The organism is Paracoccus sp. (in: a-proteobacteria), from assembly GCF_030538695.1.
Classification (GTDB): domain Bacteria; phylum Pseudomonadota; class Alphaproteobacteria; order Rhodobacterales; family Rhodobacteraceae; genus Paracoccus.
Map to the genome: position 1 here is coordinate 20,444 of NZ_JAUNTN010000018.1, position 15,233 is coordinate 35,676.

The 15,233-nt window shown below is 60.5% G+C and carries 15 protein-coding genes; 5 read left to right on the forward strand and 10 right to left on the reverse strand.

The genetic code is table 11. The annotated features are described in order from the left end of the window. Together Q4G24_RS11355 and acs are read right to left on the reverse strand one after the other, a co-directional pair. A complete protein-coding gene (locus Q4G24_RS11355; RefSeq protein WP_303366648.1) occupies positions 1–258 on the reverse strand; it encodes a DUF4212 domain-containing protein in 258 nt (85 codons plus the stop codon). A 118-nt stretch (positions 259–376) separates the two neighbouring features. Next, the gene (acs, locus tag Q4G24_RS11360) at positions 377–2,329 is read right to left on the reverse strand and encodes an acetate--CoA ligase (protein ID WP_303366649.1); all 1,953 of its coding nucleotides are present in this window, start codon (positions 2,327–2,329) and stop codon (positions 377–379) included. Positions 2,330–2,490: 161 nt separating this feature from the next. On the opposite strand from acs, the gene Q4G24_RS11365 reads away from it, so the two are divergent. Next, positions 2,491–2,979: a pyridoxamine 5-phosphate oxidase gene (locus Q4G24_RS11365; protein WP_303366650.1), complete on the forward strand. Its 489-nt coding sequence runs from the start codon at positions 2,491–2,493 to the stop codon at positions 2,977–2,979. 49 nt (positions 2,980–3,028) lie between these two features. On the opposite strand, the gene Q4G24_RS11370 is transcribed toward Q4G24_RS11365, so the two are convergent. Together Q4G24_RS11370 and Q4G24_RS11375 are read right to left on the reverse strand one after the other, a co-directional pair. Further along, positions 3,029–5,323, reverse strand: coding sequence for a glycosyl hydrolase family 28-related protein (locus tag Q4G24_RS11370; protein ID WP_303366651.1), 2,295 nt, complete (start codon positions 5,321–5,323; stop codon positions 3,029–3,031). 236 nt (positions 5,324–5,559) lie between these two features. Beyond that, positions 5,560–7,140, reverse strand: a complete 1,581-nt coding sequence (locus Q4G24_RS11375) for a lysine--tRNA ligase (RefSeq protein ID WP_303366652.1) — start codon at positions 7,138–7,140, stop codon at positions 5,560–5,562. Between the two features lie 98 nt (positions 7,141–7,238). Here Q4G24_RS11375 and Q4G24_RS11380 point away from each other — a divergent pair, with 98 nt between their 5' ends. Further along, the gene (locus Q4G24_RS11380) at positions 7,239–7,664 is read left to right on the forward strand and encodes a tellurite resistance TerB family protein (protein ID WP_303366653.1); all 426 of its coding nucleotides are present in this window, start codon (positions 7,239–7,241) and stop codon (positions 7,662–7,664) included. On the opposite strand, the gene Q4G24_RS11385 is transcribed toward Q4G24_RS11380, so the two are convergent. Genes Q4G24_RS11385 through Q4G24_RS11405 form a run of 5 tightly spaced genes read right to left on the reverse strand, consistent with a single transcriptional unit; the run spans position 7,661 to position 11,631 of the window. Then, entirely contained in the window at positions 7,661–9,121 is a 1,461-nt protein-coding gene (locus tag Q4G24_RS11385) for a D-alanyl-D-alanine carboxypeptidase/D-alanyl-D-alanine-endopeptidase (RefSeq protein ID WP_303366654.1), read from the reverse strand. The genes Q4G24_RS11380 and Q4G24_RS11385 overlap by 4 nt on opposite strands. Further along, the gene (locus Q4G24_RS11390) at positions 9,114–9,791 is read right to left on the reverse strand and encodes a nicotinate-nucleotide adenylyltransferase (protein ID WP_303366655.1); all 678 of its coding nucleotides are present in this window, start codon (positions 9,789–9,791) and stop codon (positions 9,114–9,116) included. Before Q4G24_RS11390 ends, Q4G24_RS11385 begins: the two co-directional genes overlap by 8 nt. Beyond that, positions 9,763–10,821, reverse strand: a complete 1,059-nt coding sequence (locus Q4G24_RS11395) for a diguanylate cyclase (protein ID WP_303366656.1) — start codon at positions 10,819–10,821, stop codon at positions 9,763–9,765. Before Q4G24_RS11395 ends, Q4G24_RS11390 begins: the two co-directional genes overlap by 29 nt. Beyond that, positions 10,772–11,296 (reverse strand): heme NO-binding protein, encoded by a 525-nt coding sequence (locus Q4G24_RS11400; RefSeq protein ID WP_303366657.1) that lies wholly within the window; start codon positions 11,294–11,296, stop codon positions 10,772–10,774. The genes Q4G24_RS11395 and Q4G24_RS11400 overlap by 50 nt, the downstream gene beginning before the upstream one ends. A 59-nt stretch (positions 11,297–11,355) precedes the next feature. Further along, on the reverse strand, positions 11,356–11,631 hold the full coding sequence (locus Q4G24_RS11405) for a DUF3572 family protein (RefSeq protein WP_303366658.1): 276 nt from the start codon (positions 11,629–11,631) through the stop codon (positions 11,356–11,358). A 76-nt stretch (positions 11,632–11,707) separates the two neighbouring features. On the opposite strand from Q4G24_RS11405, the gene Q4G24_RS11410 reads away from it, so the two are divergent. The 3 genes from Q4G24_RS11410 to Q4G24_RS11420 all read left to right on the forward strand — a co-directional run bounded on the left by Q4G24_RS11410 (position 11,708) and on the right by Q4G24_RS11420 (position 14,203). Further along, a complete protein-coding gene (locus Q4G24_RS11410) occupies positions 11,708–13,075 on the forward strand; it encodes a diguanylate cyclase (protein ID WP_303366659.1) in 1,368 nt (455 codons plus the stop codon). A 73-nt stretch (positions 13,076–13,148) separates the two neighbouring features. Further along, on the forward strand, positions 13,149–13,580 hold the full coding sequence (locus Q4G24_RS11415) for a DUF983 domain-containing protein (protein ID WP_303366660.1): 432 nt from the start codon (positions 13,149–13,151) through the stop codon (positions 13,578–13,580). Next, on the forward strand, positions 13,577–14,203 hold the full coding sequence (locus Q4G24_RS11420) for an NUDIX hydrolase (protein WP_303366661.1): 627 nt from the start codon (positions 13,577–13,579) through the stop codon (positions 14,201–14,203). The genes Q4G24_RS11415 and Q4G24_RS11420 overlap by 4 nt, the downstream gene beginning before the upstream one ends. Positions 14,204–14,436: 233 nt before the next feature. Here Q4G24_RS11420 and Q4G24_RS11425 read toward each other — a convergent pair whose 3' ends face one another. Next, positions 14,437–15,207 (reverse strand): enoyl-CoA hydratase-related protein, encoded by a 771-nt coding sequence (locus Q4G24_RS11425; protein WP_303366662.1) that lies wholly within the window; start codon positions 15,205–15,207, stop codon positions 14,437–14,439. Positions 15,208–15,233: the final 26 nt, after the last annotated feature.

Below are 15,233 nucleotides of genomic sequence, written 5' to 3' on the forward strand. Positions count from 1 at the left end.
TTACTCCTCGACGCCATGTTCACGGTCCAGCCGGTTCATGCGTGCGGCATACCAGAAGATCAGAACGATAAAGACCAGAATCGAGCCCTGCTGCGCGAACCAGAAACCAAGATCCGAACCACCAACCGCAATCCCCATCAGGAAGGGCCGGAACACGATGCCAAAGCCGAATGATACCAATGCCCAGATGGCAAGGCAGACCCAGATCACCCGAAGGTTGGCCTGCCAATAGGCATTCGTTGCTTGTTTATCCCTCATTTTCCTGTGTTCCTCCCTCTTGAACACAACCGCCGTTTCATTGACGGGTCCGGGCCGTGGCGGCGGCGATCAGGACCATCGAGCAGAAGGCCGGGCCGGTTGTCCGGCCCGCCCCTGTTTATCCCCGGTTCATCCGGTTTTCGATCAGATCATCAACCACCGACGGATCGGCCAGCGTCGAAATATCCCCAAGGCTGCCAAAGTCATTTTCCGCAATCTTGCGCAGAATCCGCCGCATGATCTTGCCCGAACGGGTTTTCGGCAGGCCCGGCGACCATTGGATCAGGTCAGGCTTGGCAATCGGGCCAATCTCGGTGCGGACCCAATGTTCCAGTTCTTTGCGCAGCTCGTCAGACGGCTCGATCCCGTTCATCAGCGTGACATAGGCATAAATACCCTGCCCCTTCAGCTCATGCGGATAACCGACCACGGCGGCTTCTGCGACTTTGGCATGGGCAACCAGTGCCGATTCGACCTCGGCGGTCCCCATCCGGTGACCGCTGACGTTAATCACGTCATCGACGCGCCCGGTGATCCAGTAATAGCCGTCCTCATCCCGGTGACAGCCGTCGCCGGTAAAATAATAGCCCGGATATTGCTGGAAATACGCCTCCATGAACCGCTGGTGATCGCCCCAGAGGGTGCGCATCTGCCCCGGCCAACTGTCCGCGATGCACAGAACACCATCCGCCGGGTCGCCCTCGATCAACTTGGCCGATTCGGATTCCAGAATGGCAGGCTTGATACCAAAGAACGGCAGCGTCGCCGCGCCCGGTTTGGTTTCAATAGCATAGGGCAAGGACGTAATCATATGCCCGCCGGTTTCCGTCTGCCAGAACGTGTCCACGATCGGGCAGCGGCCCTTGCCGACATGCTGGTCATACCAGTTCCACGCCTCGGGGTTGATCGGCTCACCCACGGAACCCAGAATCCGCAGGCTGGACAGGTCGTATTTCTCGACCCACTCGACCCCCTGCCCCATCAACGCCCGAATCGCCGTCGGGGCGGTGTAGAACTGGTTGACCTTGTGCTTTTCACAGACCCCCCAGAAGCGCCCGGCATCAGGATAGGTCGGCACGCCCTCGAACATCAGCGTGGTGGCACCATTGGCCAGCGGGCCATAGACGATATAGCTGTGCCCCGTCACCCAGCCCACATCCGCCGTGCACCAGAACACATCGCCGTCGCGGTAATCAAAGGTATATTCATGCGTCATCGACGCATAGACCAGATAGCCGCCGGTCGAATGAACCACGCCCTTGGGCTTTCCGGTCGAACCGCTGGTATAGAGGATGAACAGCGGATCTTCAGCATTCATTGGCCGCGGCGGGCAGTCCGGGCTGGCGTGGCTCATCAGATACAGCAAGTCCACATCGCGCCCGTCGATCCAGGTCGTCTGATCGCCGGTATGCTTGACCACCAGACAGCGCACCCGGTCGCTGCAATGCAGCAGAGCGGCGTCGGTGTTGGATTTCAGCGCCGTGCGGCGGCCACCACGCGGAGCGGTGTCGGCGGTAATCACCAGCTTGGCCCCGCAATCATTGATCCGGTTGGCAAGCGCATCGGGCGAGAAGCCCGCGAAAACGATGGAATGGATCGCCCCGATCCGGGCGCAGGCCAGCATGGCATAGGCGGCCTCGGGGATCATCGGCAGATAGATCACCACCCGATCGCCGCGCATAACCCCTTGGGACAGCAGCACATTCGCCATCCGGTTCACCTTGTCCGACAGCTCGGCATAGGTGATATGCTGCGCCGGCTGCTCGGGATCATCTGGCTCAAAAATGATCGCCGTCTGGCGCGATTTCGTCGGCAAATGCCGGTCGATACAGTTCACCGAGGCGTTCAGCACCCCATCCTCGAACCACTTGATGCTGACCTTGCCCATGGTGAAGTCGGTCTCCTTCACCTTGCTATAGGGCGTGATCCAGTCCAGCCGCTTGCCCTCACGCGCCCAGAACGCATCCGGGTCGCTGATCGATTCCGCATACATCCGCTGATAATCCGCCGGGCTGCAATGCGCCCCTTCGCCCCCAGCCGGAATCGGGTGCTTGGCTATGGTCTCCGCCATGTGTCTCTCCTCCGCTCATCTGGCCAAGCCGGGTTTCCCCGTTTCGGCCCCCTCCTGAAACCAGAGTAAACGGCCTTTTTTGCGCAGCGTAAAGCCCTTGCAGCGCAATATTGTTGCGTGCAACAATGGGTTTTTATTGATTTGCGTTAACAGTTCCCGCGATGACGACAGCCCTGTTCCAGCCGATCGACGCCGCAGCGCAGGCCAGCATCAAGGACATGCTGACCGGGATGCGCCACGCCACACTGGCCTGCCACGACCCGGCAGGCGAAGGCCCGATCCTGTCGCGGATCAGCGCGCAACTTGGTCCTGATGGTCGCATCTATGCCCTGCTGGCCGGTATCGCCCAGCACAGCCGCGCCCTTACCGCCGATCCCCGCGCCGGATTGCTGATAACCCATGCACGACAGGGAAAAGGCGATGAAATGGTCCAGGCCCGACTGTCCCTGCAAATCCGCGCCACACCAGCCGAGGCAACCGATGTGCTGCGGCAGGCATGGCTTGCCGGCGACCCCAAGGCCACGATCTATGCCAATCTGCCCGATTTCCGTTTTTGGCACCTCGCGCCGGTGCAAGGCGTGCTGAACAGCGGTTTTGGCCGCGCGTCTCAACTTGGCCCCAAAGATCTATCCGACGCCCTGAACGCCTGAAACCCGGCGCCCCTAAGGCCGCCGGGCTGGTTCTGTCATCTTATGCGGATCAGCCGGGCTGATCCGTTCGCACCCACATCGAGACAGTCCCCTTGACCGCCTGCGACCAGTTCAACTGGATGCTGGTCATGTCGCTACCACGCCGATTCTGGCACACGGGGCTTTCCACCACGCGCCGATTCGCGCCGTCCGTAATCGCAGTTTCCAGCACCAGCGCATCCACCTTATTCGCCCAGCCGCCCAAGGGCAGCGCTGCCCCAACCGGCACCAGCCAATTCGCCTGTGCCGTATTCTGATTATGGGTGATGCAAACCGGATTGGCGACATAGGTATTCACGCCATTAAACGAATTACCGGAATAGGTAATATTCCGCATCCGGTTATAGTTCAGATCTGCCACGCTGTTATCCACCCGGTCAACACGCTTGATCCGATTGACCAGCGTTTTGAACACATTCGATGTCACCGACAGCCCATGCACGAAATGCCCAGCCCCCATCGGCTTGACCGAGAACCAAACGAAATCTTCATGCGGGCGACGAACGACGAAATGGTTTGAATCAATCGTCAACCCGCCGAACGAATAGCTCGGCTCGGTGAATTGCGGATAGGGGTCATGCTCATTGCACCATTCAATCGTGTTATTATCGACATAGTTCCCGGTGATGGTCGTCATCGCGTTTTTGGCCGTCAGCACTAACCCCGGAACCCGCATCCCCAAGTCGGCATCATCGCCCTGAAACCAATGGTTTCCAGAAATGATTGTCCCTGTTCCAGCAATCACCATACTGGTGCCGAACCGGACAAATTGGTTGTTACGGATCTTCACATCATTCGCATTGCTGTTCATCCCAATGGACACACGATCCTGCGCCAGAGCGGACAGCTCGCTGGAAATGAACTGACAATTATCAATCTGCATCCCTTGACAGCCCCAGCCAATCGACGTGATTCCCCGATTTTTCGGCCCGGTAAAATGGCATCCCTGAAACTGCCAAAGCCAGCCATCCCCCGGCAGCAAAACAGCACTGGCATTGCCATTCATCAGGAATTCAACATTAGCAAAGGTCAACCGATCCAGTTTATCAATTCCAGAGAAATCAAAAATATAACGGAACCGGGTAAATTGATAATTGCGCGCGGTGGCACCACCATAAAAAGGCTGCGACAGCGTGATACTGCGCTGTGCCACATTCTTGGCCCGGACATAGACCTCACGCCCGACGCCCATGCCCGAAATCAGCGAACCGACCTCGATATTGGCAACATTCGCCACCTCGGTCAGTTCCAAGGGGCGCGCCGGGTCATAGCGCGCCTGCGAAGTCACAAGACCGCTTTCCCACGCCGTCCCCGGCGTCACATTGATCTGACCGTTCACAATCATCCGCCGGTTCCCGAAACTGGTCAAACCCGGCGCATATTTCGCAATCTCCAGCGGTTCAGTCAGATCGACCCGGCGTCCCCGCAAATCCAGAACCGTATGGTCCACATAGCCAAACAGCGCCTGAAGCGCCTTTTTCAGACCCAGAGTCTCGTCCCCGAAAGCCGCAGCATAGGTCGGGAAATCAAAGGATGACAGCAATGCCAACCGCGCCGTATCCGGCATCGTCAGCTTGCCCTTGAAACGCACCGGACTGGACAGCGAGGTATCCGAGGCCAGCCGATAAGTTCCCTCCGGCACCAAAATCTGACCGCCCGCGGCCGCTGCATCCGCCGCCAGAAATGCCGCCCGGCAATTGGTCACACCATCGCCAACCGCACCATAATCGCGCACATCCACCCAATCGCGGCTGCCGACCAGAAAATCAGCGCTGACATCCTCGATCCGGATACTCTCGATCCGAACCGCCCCACCATTCGGCCCAACCAGATCCAGCCCGAAATGCCCCATAACCGGGGTCAGCCCCCAGGCCATCGTCACACCTTGCCGACTTGCCGGGCTGACAATCGCAGAGATTTCCGTGACTTGCCCATAGCTGCCCAGCGTCACCGTCACCCCGGTCTGCGTCAGCCCCGAGACATGGCGCCGCCCACCATCCCCCGGCCAGCCTGCAATCCGAGCCTGACAGATCGTTCCCGCAACCATCTTCAGCCGGGCTGAAATCCGCAGATATGTGCCGGGCAGGATCGGCGTTTCACCCATGAAGCGAAGCTGCGTGACATCCTGCTGCTTGACGATTTCCAGACAGGTGCCGAAATCCTGATCAGCCGGAACGATCGAAGCGTTCGACGCACCATGCCACGTTGCGCTGCCAGCCGTGCCATTTTCACGCGACCAAACCCGCAACCCGGCGCTGAAATCCGGCGGCGTCAGAACCAAACCATTGGTGACTGCAATATTCATCCCACTCTCCCCTTCGCAACACAGCCAAGATGGCTGCAAAATCGCAGGGGAACCTGTCAGGAATGGGTTAATGAGGTCTTAATTCAGCGTGCGTTGCCTGTCTTGCCGACGAACGATCCTGTTCAACGTGTCCTATACTCCTGTTCAATCCAACCGCCCAACGCCCTCAAGTGATTCTTGCGTCGGACAGGTTCAGATTGACAGAGAAAACCTAAAATCAGGTTAACAAGCGTAGGTCAGGCCGTCAGTTCTCCCGCCAAGGCACGCCGGATCAGATCACGCGTTTCATCAATGCCATAAAGCGCGATAAACCCGCCGAAACGCGGTCCCTGATCAGCCCCCAGCAACACCTGATACAGTGTTTCAAACCAGGCCCGCAGCGGCTCGAACCCGTAATCTTTGCCAATGGCAAAGACCATGGATTGCAGCGCCTCGGCATCGACCGGGCCATCCCACTCCGCCAACCGCGTCGCCAGCGCCTCCAATGCCCGCCGCTCATTCTCGGAAGGTGCGCGGAACTGACGCTGCGGCGCGACAAAATCATTAAAATAACGCACAGCGAAACCAGCAGCCTGATCCAGATGCGGATGCGTTTCCGGGCTGGCCTCGGGCGCATAGCGGCGAATAAAGCCCCAAAGCCCGTCCTTATCCGAAGCCCCCGCAACCGAGGCCAGATTCAGCAACATCTGAAACGGTACCACCATATCCGACTTCGGCACATTTCCACCATGAATATGCCAGACCGGGTTTGCCAATTGCTGTTCAGGCGTCTGATCGGGATAAGCCCGCAATTGCTGATGGTATTCATCAACGGCCTTTGGAATGACATCAAAATGCATCCTCTTGGCCGTTTTGGGCTTTTGATACATAAAATAGGATAGGCTTTCCGTTGCAGCATAGGTCAGCCATTCATCAATCGAAAGACCATTCCCTTTCGATTTGCTGATTTTCTGGCCGTGCTGATCCAAGAACAGTTCATAGGTGAAATGCTCTGGCTTTCGCCCCCCCAAAATCTCACAAATACGGTCATAAATCGGCGTATTTGTGGAATGATCCTTGCCATACATTTCAAAGTCCACATCCAACGCAGCCCAACGCGCACCGAAATCCGGCTTCCACTGCAATTTCACATTTCCGCCCGTCACCGACAGAACTGTCTCGGACCCATCCTCATCATCAAAGGTGATCGTCCCATTTTTCGCATCGACATGCTTGATAGGCACATAAAGAACGCGTCCGCTGATCGGGCTGATCGGCAAAAAGCAGGAATACGTCTGCTGGCGTTCTTCGCGCAGACTGGCAAGCATCACCTGCATAATATCATCATATTTCTCGGTCGCTTTCAGCAAAACCCCGTCAAAACGGCCGGATCTATAGAAGTCCGTCGCACTGATGAACTCATATTCAAAACCAAAAGTGTCCAGAAACCGGCGCAGCATGGCATTATTATGATCGCCGAAACTGGGATATTCCTCAAAAGGATCAGGCACCGAGGTCAGCGGCTTTTGCAAATGCTCGCGCAGCATATCCGTATTCGGCACATTATCGGGAACCTTGCGCATCCCGTCCAGATCGTCTGAAAAACAAATCAGACGGGTGGGAATATCGCTTATCATTTCAAAGGCACGGCGGATCATCGTCGTGCGGGCAACCTCGCCAAAAGTCCCGATATGCGGCAACCCCGAAGGGCCGTAGCCCGTCTCGAACAGCACATAGCCCTTCTCGGGCGGTGCCTTTTCATAGCGTTTCAACACCCGGCGCGCTTCCTCGAAAGGCCAGGCCTTGCTGTTCATGGCGGCGTCGCGCAGGGCGGTCATCGGCTGTCTCCATCACAATACTGTCGCCTGCCCCCGTATTGAACCAGCCGGGAATCGTCAATAATCTGCGACCATCGGCCCTTCATAAGGAACAGCCCATGACCATCGACCTGCCCCCGCTTTCGCCCTGTGACGCGCTTGTTGCGGTGATGGTTGCCGTCTCGGCCTCAGATTCCGAGATGCGCACCGCCGAGTTGATTGCCATTGAACGCATCGTCAACCATACGCCGGTGTTTGCAGCCTATGACATCGACCGCATCCGGCCGGTATCACAGACCGTCTTTACCCTGTTCGAAGACGAGGATGGGCTGGCCGCGCTGTTCGGGCTGGTTCGTGACAGCCTGCCCCGGCAACTGTTTGATACGGCATATGTTCTGGCCTGCGACGTGGCCGCTGCCGACGGCCATCTGACCGACACCGAGGTCGAGATGCTGGCCGAGATCCGCGATGAGCTGGAAATCGACCGCCTTCATGCCGCCGCAATCGAGCTGGCCGCGCGGGCGCGTCATCGTCGCTTGGCTTAACCTGCATCCGGCGGCAAGGGCAGGCGTTCACTGTTGCGGTCCTGGCGCATGGTCTCACGGCTCCAGCCGTCGATCAAATCTTGTTGCAAAGCCTTGGCGCGATTGGTCCAGGAAATCACGCCGGGCGGCAGTTCGCGTCCTTCGTTCTCGGCCCGGCGCAGCTGATCGGCACAGAAAATGGCAAATATGACGCCATCCGCGCCGCCTGCCCCGGCATAGCCCACAAGGTTGGACACAAAGTTCAGTGTGCCGGTTTTAGCCCGCATCTGGCCGGTCCAGCCGTCTCCGGCATCCGGCCAGACCGGCCCTGACTTCAGCAGCGCGGCAATGTCCTGCCCCCGCCCCGGCCCCGCCAAAAGCTGCACCATCGCCGCCGCCGTCACCTGGTTTTGCGCCGACAGGCCAGAGTGATCGGCACAGATCACCCCCTGCACCCCTTGCCCGGCGGCCCAGTCCTGCATCATCCGCGCTGACGCAGGCAAATCACCGGCACCGCTGGCCGTCAGCCCGACGACCTCAGCGGTCAGATTGGTGGAATAATCCAGCATCCCAGCCAAAATCTCACGCAGAGGCGGGCTGTCGATCACGGCAATTTCGTCGCCTTGCGCCTCGGCAGTGACTTCGGGAGCCGGCAGTGCCAGCCCCTCCGCCCGGCATAGGGTCTGAAACACATCGCCGGCGTAAAGTTCCGGCGTGCGAACCGGCAGCCATCGCGCCCCCTGCCGGTCCAGAGCATTCCGCGGCACTTGCCACATATCCCCTTGCGGCTGCTGATTCAGGCGGATTCGCCCGCCCCCGGCGACCATCTGACCACGCACCGTATAGGCACGCGGACTGTGCCGACGCGCACGCGCCTCAAAGCTCAACTGGCAATCGCTGGCGCAACGCCATGACAGATGCACCCGGTTAAAGTTCAGATTCAGCCCGGAAATCGCCGGGTTATAAGCCAGCGCGTCCTCTTGCTCCGCCGAGATCACCGCCCGCGCGGGCAGCGCCCCGCCCCAGACCAGCAGACGGGTAACGCCCTGAGGCTGCGCGGCAGCGGTGCGTTTCGCCAGTTCGGCAAGCTGATCCGTGTCCAGCACCGGATCACCGCCACCGGCAAGGATCAGATCGTCCCCCCGCCGCAAAATCCGTGTGCGAAAGCGGTAATCCGGCCCCAGCCGATCCAGCGCGTAAAGCGCCGTCAGCACCTTCAGCGTGCTGGCCGGGGGCAGCGGCAAATCCGGGGCACGCTGCGCCACGATCCGCCCGCTGGCCGCATCCATGGCCTGAAAGCTGACCACCCCACCAAGCCGGGCTGCCTGAACCAACGCCTCCGGATCAGGTGCGGGCGCAATCGCCGGGCGCTGCGACGCCAGCAGCCCAGCGGCCTCCTGCGCCAAGCCTGGCCGGGCCAGCGCAAAGCCCAGCCCCCCGGCCAGCAAAAACCGGCGGCTAATGCGCGGTTCAGTCATCATGAGCCTCATCCCGTATCCGCGCCAACGGCGCTTGCGTCCAGTCCTGCTGCCCCAACCGTCCCCGAATCGCGCTGGACGAATGGGAAACCATCGGAATATTCACCATCGCCCAAGCGGGTGGCATGGCCGCGCCAAGCCCAAAGGCCGCCCGTTCAGACAAATAGTTCCGCCGCATATAACGTGCCGCCGATGACAACCGCGCCCGCAACCGCGAGCCGGGCCGCGCCAGAACGCCGATCGGCACCCGTGCGGCGATTTCGCGCCAATCCTCCCAGCGGTTGAATTGAACCAGATTATCAGCGCCCATCAGCCAGCAGAACCGCAGCTTTGGCCAATGCCGCTGCAAAGCGCGGATTGTGTCGATGGTCGCACGGGTGCCAAACTCGGCCTCCAGCGCAGTGATGCGGATGCGTGGATGGCCAACCAGCTTCCGCGCCCAAACCAGCCTCTGCTCCAGAGGGGCCGGGCCGTGCTGTTTCAAAGGGTTGCCCGGCGTCACCAGCCACCAGACCTGATCCAGACCGAAGCGTTTCAGCGCCTGTTCGCTGATGAACACATGCCCCGCATGAGCCGGATCGAACGACCCGCCCAGCAATCCGATCCGTGCGCCGTCTCGCAACAACAACCCGGCGCGGCTTTCACGCCAGCCTTGTTCTACTTTTGCCATCCGTTACCCTGTCCGCGCCAGCCCCGCCTTGCGCCGCAAAAACTGCCTGCCCACGCCCGGACCTTTTGGCCTGATATAAGGCTGCATCAGCAGCGGCAGACATCTGCGTCATATCCGCCGGATTATAGTCCCTTGAAAGCGCAATGCCCATACTGGCAGAAATCCGCACCTCCCCCTCGGCCAGCACCAACGGAGCCTCGATCCGGGCGATCAGCCGCCGGGCCATGGCCACCAGCCCGGCCCGTTCCTGAAGCCCCGGCAGGATCAGGATAAACTCATCCCCGCCGACACGGCAAATGCTGTCCTCGGCCCGTGTTTCTTGTCGCAAAACCTCTGCAACATGCTGCAAAACCTTGTCACCCGCACCATGCCCAAGCGTGTCATTCACCGCTTTGAACAGGTCCAGATCCAGATGGATCAGCGCAAATCCCCTGGCATCCCGCGCCACCACAGCCGCAGCCAGATCAAAGCCCCGCCGGTTGGCCAGCCCTGTCAGCGGGTCGGAAAATGCCTGACGCTCTGCCGCGGAACGGGCCGCATCCAACTGCCGGTTGCGCCACGACAGTTCGGCCATCACGGCGGCATTGGCTTCGTGCAGAAACAGGACCTCCATCGCCAGATCGCAGGGGGTGAAATCCGTATCAGTCAGTTGTCCCACGGCAACGGCTTCACGCAGACCAACGCTGAAACCAAAGTTCAACAGGAAACCCGCCTCACAAACAACGACATGACCGCGCAATTCCTCGTGCAGATCGGGCAGGCGCAGAAACAGCCGGGCATGTTGCGCGGCGGCAAAGCGCAGCGCCGCCGCCGTGCCGACCCGGCCTTCATTGCTGCGCAACGCACCGCCAAGAAACGGCGGCATCTGCGGCGGCAGGAAACGCCGCAAACTGCGCCCCGCCGCCAGACAAACGCCATCCGCCGCCAGCCGCAAATGCAGGGGCAGCATCACATCCAGCGCACCCCGATCCAGCCGGATGTTATCCATGCCGCGCCACAAGCGAGAAATCCCGCCCCGCCGCATAATCATCCAGTGATACATCGACGCAAACCGCCATGCCCTGCACTTCGATCAGCGCCAGACTGCCGTAATCATCCGCCATCCCCCGCAGTAGTCCCGCCAGCAGGCTCGTCCATGCCGGATCATCCCCGCCCAGCAGCAAATGCTGCCGCGCCGGACCATCCGAGCGCACACGAATATCCGGCAAGGTCAGGTCCGGCAAAACCAGCCGCACCCGGCCCGGCAACTCGCCCAAGGCCGCCAGAAAATCCGGGAAAGCCGCACCGCTGAAGCGCAGCAGCCGGCGTACCACCTCGATCCGGGCAAGCCACAAACCGAAATCTTCGATCAATTCAAACAATGGCTTGTCAAGCCTGCCTGCCGCATGGGTCAGCAAAGTCAGCGGAGGGGTATGGCCGCTGTCCTGCGCGATCGCCGCAACCAGCGATTCGCCATAGACTTGGGCCAAAAAATCCTCGACAAATCGTGTAATCAAGTCCTGCACAGCAGCCTCCTTTACAGGCAGGCTTAGCGCAAAACCTTTAAGAAACCGTCAATGACGGCCTACCATTCATAAACACCCCCCGAAAGCGCCGCATGGGCTGCCCGCAGGGCATCGGCAGGCAAGCTCTGTTGGTGCAGAAAGCCTTCGGCCTGCGAATCGGACAGCATCAGGAAATCCAGCACCGATTCGTGAAATCCGGGCTGTTGCAGCGCATTGCGCAGCTCAGACGGTGCCAGACCAGACGCAGCCATAAAACCCACCAAAGAATCAGGATCTTCAGTCAGATACAGAAAAGCTTGCTCAGCCAGATCACGGGCAGCGGCTTGCGTCATCATCGAAAAATCTCCGGCGGAAACGATTTGTTAACGATTTGGTCGTAAGTAACCGAGAAGCACCGAGCCGAGAAGCACCATGAGTTCAAGCATCCTGATCTGCGACCCCGACCCGTCGCACCGCATCAAAAGTAAGGTCCGCCTGATTGGCGCCTGCTATCATGTCGTTGCCGTCGGCTCTCGTGCAGAGCTGGTGCGACAGCTATCCGCGCAACGCTTTGACGTGATTCTTCTGGCCGAGCCGCAGGACGGTGGTGCCTTGCGGGATTTGTGCAGTGACATCACCGATTGCACAGACGCCTCGGTGATTGCGCTGACCGACAGCAGTCATCATACTGCCTGCCTGCAAGCCGGGGCAGATGCCGTCCACCGCCCCGAAGGGGATGAGATCCTGCTGCTGGCCCGGCTGCGGGCCTGTCTGCGCGATCAGAGCCTGCGTCGGCTTGATGTTCACACCGACAGCACACCCTTTCCCGTTGAGGGGGCTGAGCTGACCATCGTGGCCCCTTCACATAAAATCGCCATGAGCTGGAAACGCCATCTGGCTCAGCGGCTGGCCGTGCGGATCGACACCGCAACCGGGATGCAGGTTCTGGCGCAGGCCACCCACGGCAACACTTCGGACATGTATCTGATCGCGCTGGACCCCGCTGCACCGGGCGAAGGGTTGGCGCTTTTATCCGAACTGCGGGCGCGGCCCAATTTCCGCGATGCCTGTTGTCTTTTACTGCTGGAAGGCAGCGCGGTCAGCATGGCTCCGGTCGGGTTGGATCTTGGCGCCGATGACGTGATCGAAGGCAGCCCCCGGCAAGGTGAGGTGATTGATCTGACCGCTGTTTTGGTGCGTCGTCACCTGCGCCGACGGGCTTTGTTGCAGGCGCAAAGCCTGCAACATCAGCAGCAACTTCGGCTGGCCTATCAAGACCCGCTGACCGGAATCGGCAATCGCCGCGCGGCATTCAGGGCAATTCGGGCCGCACTTGGGACCGCCTCCGGCAGCGGCGTCGGGCTGCTGGCACTTGATCTGGACCATTTCAAAGAGGTGAATGATCGTTTTGGCCATGCTGCGGGTGATGCAGCCTTGCGGCAGGCAGCCCATTGCCTGACACAAACAATTGGCGATACGGGCGAATTGTTCCGCATCGGGGGCGAAGAGTTTCTTGCCATTTTGCCGGACACAGACCGCAACACGGTGCTGCGGATGGGGGAGGCGCTGCGGCAGGCGCTTGCCAGCCACCGGATCATCCTGCCCCCGCATCTTGGCGGGGCGCATCTGCGGATCACGGTTTCGGTTGGCGCGACGCATCTGCCAAGCGACACATCCGAGGCGCTCAGCGGCACTGAGATCGAGCAGATTATCGCCGCAGCCGATCACGCGCTGCTGACGGCCAAGCTGCGCGGCCGCGACCAACTGGTCGCCACCGCCCGGCGCTCCCAGGCCGCCTGATGCCGGGCTTGCCAAAACGGCGCCCACGGCTCATGCTCTGTTGACAAAATGTCGCAACCCGGTGGACCATCCCATGACCCAAACGCCTGACCTGCAAAGCCCGGCCCCCTCGGCAAATGCCGAACGCCCGCTTGGCCAAGCTCTGCGCCGGGGATTTCTGGGGCTTTGCCCGAACTGCGGTCAGGGCCGCATCTTTCAAAGTTTTCTGAAGGTGCGTGACCGCTGCCCGGCCTGCGGCGAGGAACTGCACCACCACCGCGCGGATGACGGACCGGCCTATCTGACGGTGTTGACCGTCTCGCATATCGGTGCGCCGCTTTTATTGTGGATTTTCATTGCCTATCGGCCATCCGCCATCTCTATGCTGATCGGCTTTTCATTGGGGGCGATCCTGCTCTCGCTGATCCTGCTGCCTCGCGTCAAAGGGGCGATGATCGCCTGGCAATGGGCGCGACGGATGCACGGCTTCGATCAGGACGCCCACAGCCACCGGGGGGCGGCATGACGGCGGCCGATATGCCGATCCGCGATGCGGCAACCATCATCCTGCTGCGCCGGATGCCCGAGGGGTTGGCCGTGCTGATGGGGATGAGGGGGGCCAAGGCTGCCTTCATGCCGTCGAAATATGTGTTTCCCGGCGGAGCTGTCGATCAGGACGATGCCCTGACGACAGAGGATGGCGCGGACCCCGACTGCCTGCGCCGCTTGTCTCTGGAACCACGCGCGGGCACCGATATGCCAGCCCCGGCAATTCTGGCAGCAGCACTGCGCGAATTGACCGAGGAAACCGGGCTGCACCTGCGTGATGGTGCCGCAGCCTTGCGCTTTGTGTTCCGGGCCATCACCCCGCCCGGCCGCCCGCGCCGTTTTGACGCCCGTTTCTTTGCCGCAGATGCAGCGCAGATTACCGGCGATCCTGACGATTTTTCAGCCGCTTGTGATGAACTGTCTCACCTGCATTGGGTGCCGGTTGCACAGGCCCGCGCCCTGAACCTGCCCTTTATCACCGAGGTGGTTCTGGCCGAGGTCGAGGCACTGGCCCGTGGCCACGACCACCTGCCGCGCCCCGAAACCGTGCCGTTTTTCGACAACCGTAGCCATGCGCCGCGCTTTGTCCAGATCCGTTAGGGCCTGCGCACTTTGTTTCATACAGTGATGCGACGCTGACTATATAGCGAGGTCGCTTCTGGCGGTTTCCTCGTATCCCGCAATGCACCTTCCTGAGCCTTGAGGCGCAGCCTTCGGTCAGATGCCTTTGTAAGTGGATGATTCCAAGCGTATGATGGGCTATAGGAAGACAGCGACCGCCTGCGCAACCATCTTACGCAGGCGATGCGGCCATGACACGGCAGGGGGCCGGATTACTGGCCGGTAAACTGCGGTTTGCGCTTTTGCAGAAAGGCCGAAACGCCCTCGACGAAATCGGGGCTGGTGCCCGCCTGGCCCTGCAATTCTGCCTCAAGCGTCAGTTGCGCTTCCAGATCGTTCGACCAGCTTTCCCGCACCGCGCGGCGGATGGCGCGATAACAGCCAGTCGGGCCATTCGCCAAAGCACGGGCACGGGCAGCAACGCCTTCGACGAAATCGGCATCGGGCAACACCTGATAGATCAATCCCCATTCCTCGGCCTTGCGGGCAGGGATCGCATCGGAAAACAGCATCATCCCCATGGCACGGGCATGACCGACAAGGCGCGGCACAAACCACGTCCCGCCCGCATCGGGGATCAGGGCAATCTTGGAAAACGCCTCGACCAGTGCGGCGCTTTCGGCGGCGATCACCACATCCGCGACCAGCGCCAGATTGGCCCCGGCCCCCGCCGCCACCCCGTTCAGGGCGCAGATTACTGGCACCGGGCAATCGGTGATCGCCCGCAGCATCGGCTCATATTCGCGTTTCAGCACGCCGGTGATGTCATCGGCGGCCTGCATATCGTTCAGATCCTGCCCCGAGCAGAACGCCCGCCCCGCACCAGTCAGCACCACGCAGCGCGCCCCTTCCGGCAAATCGGTCAGCGTAGCGGTGATTTCGGCCCGCATCTGACTGTTCAATGCGTTCATCACCTCGGGGCGGTTCAGGGTAACGGTCAGAATACGGTCATTGAATTGGGTTTGGATTGTTTGCGTCATCATGGCCTCCCTCTTTGCCGCAGGGTGGC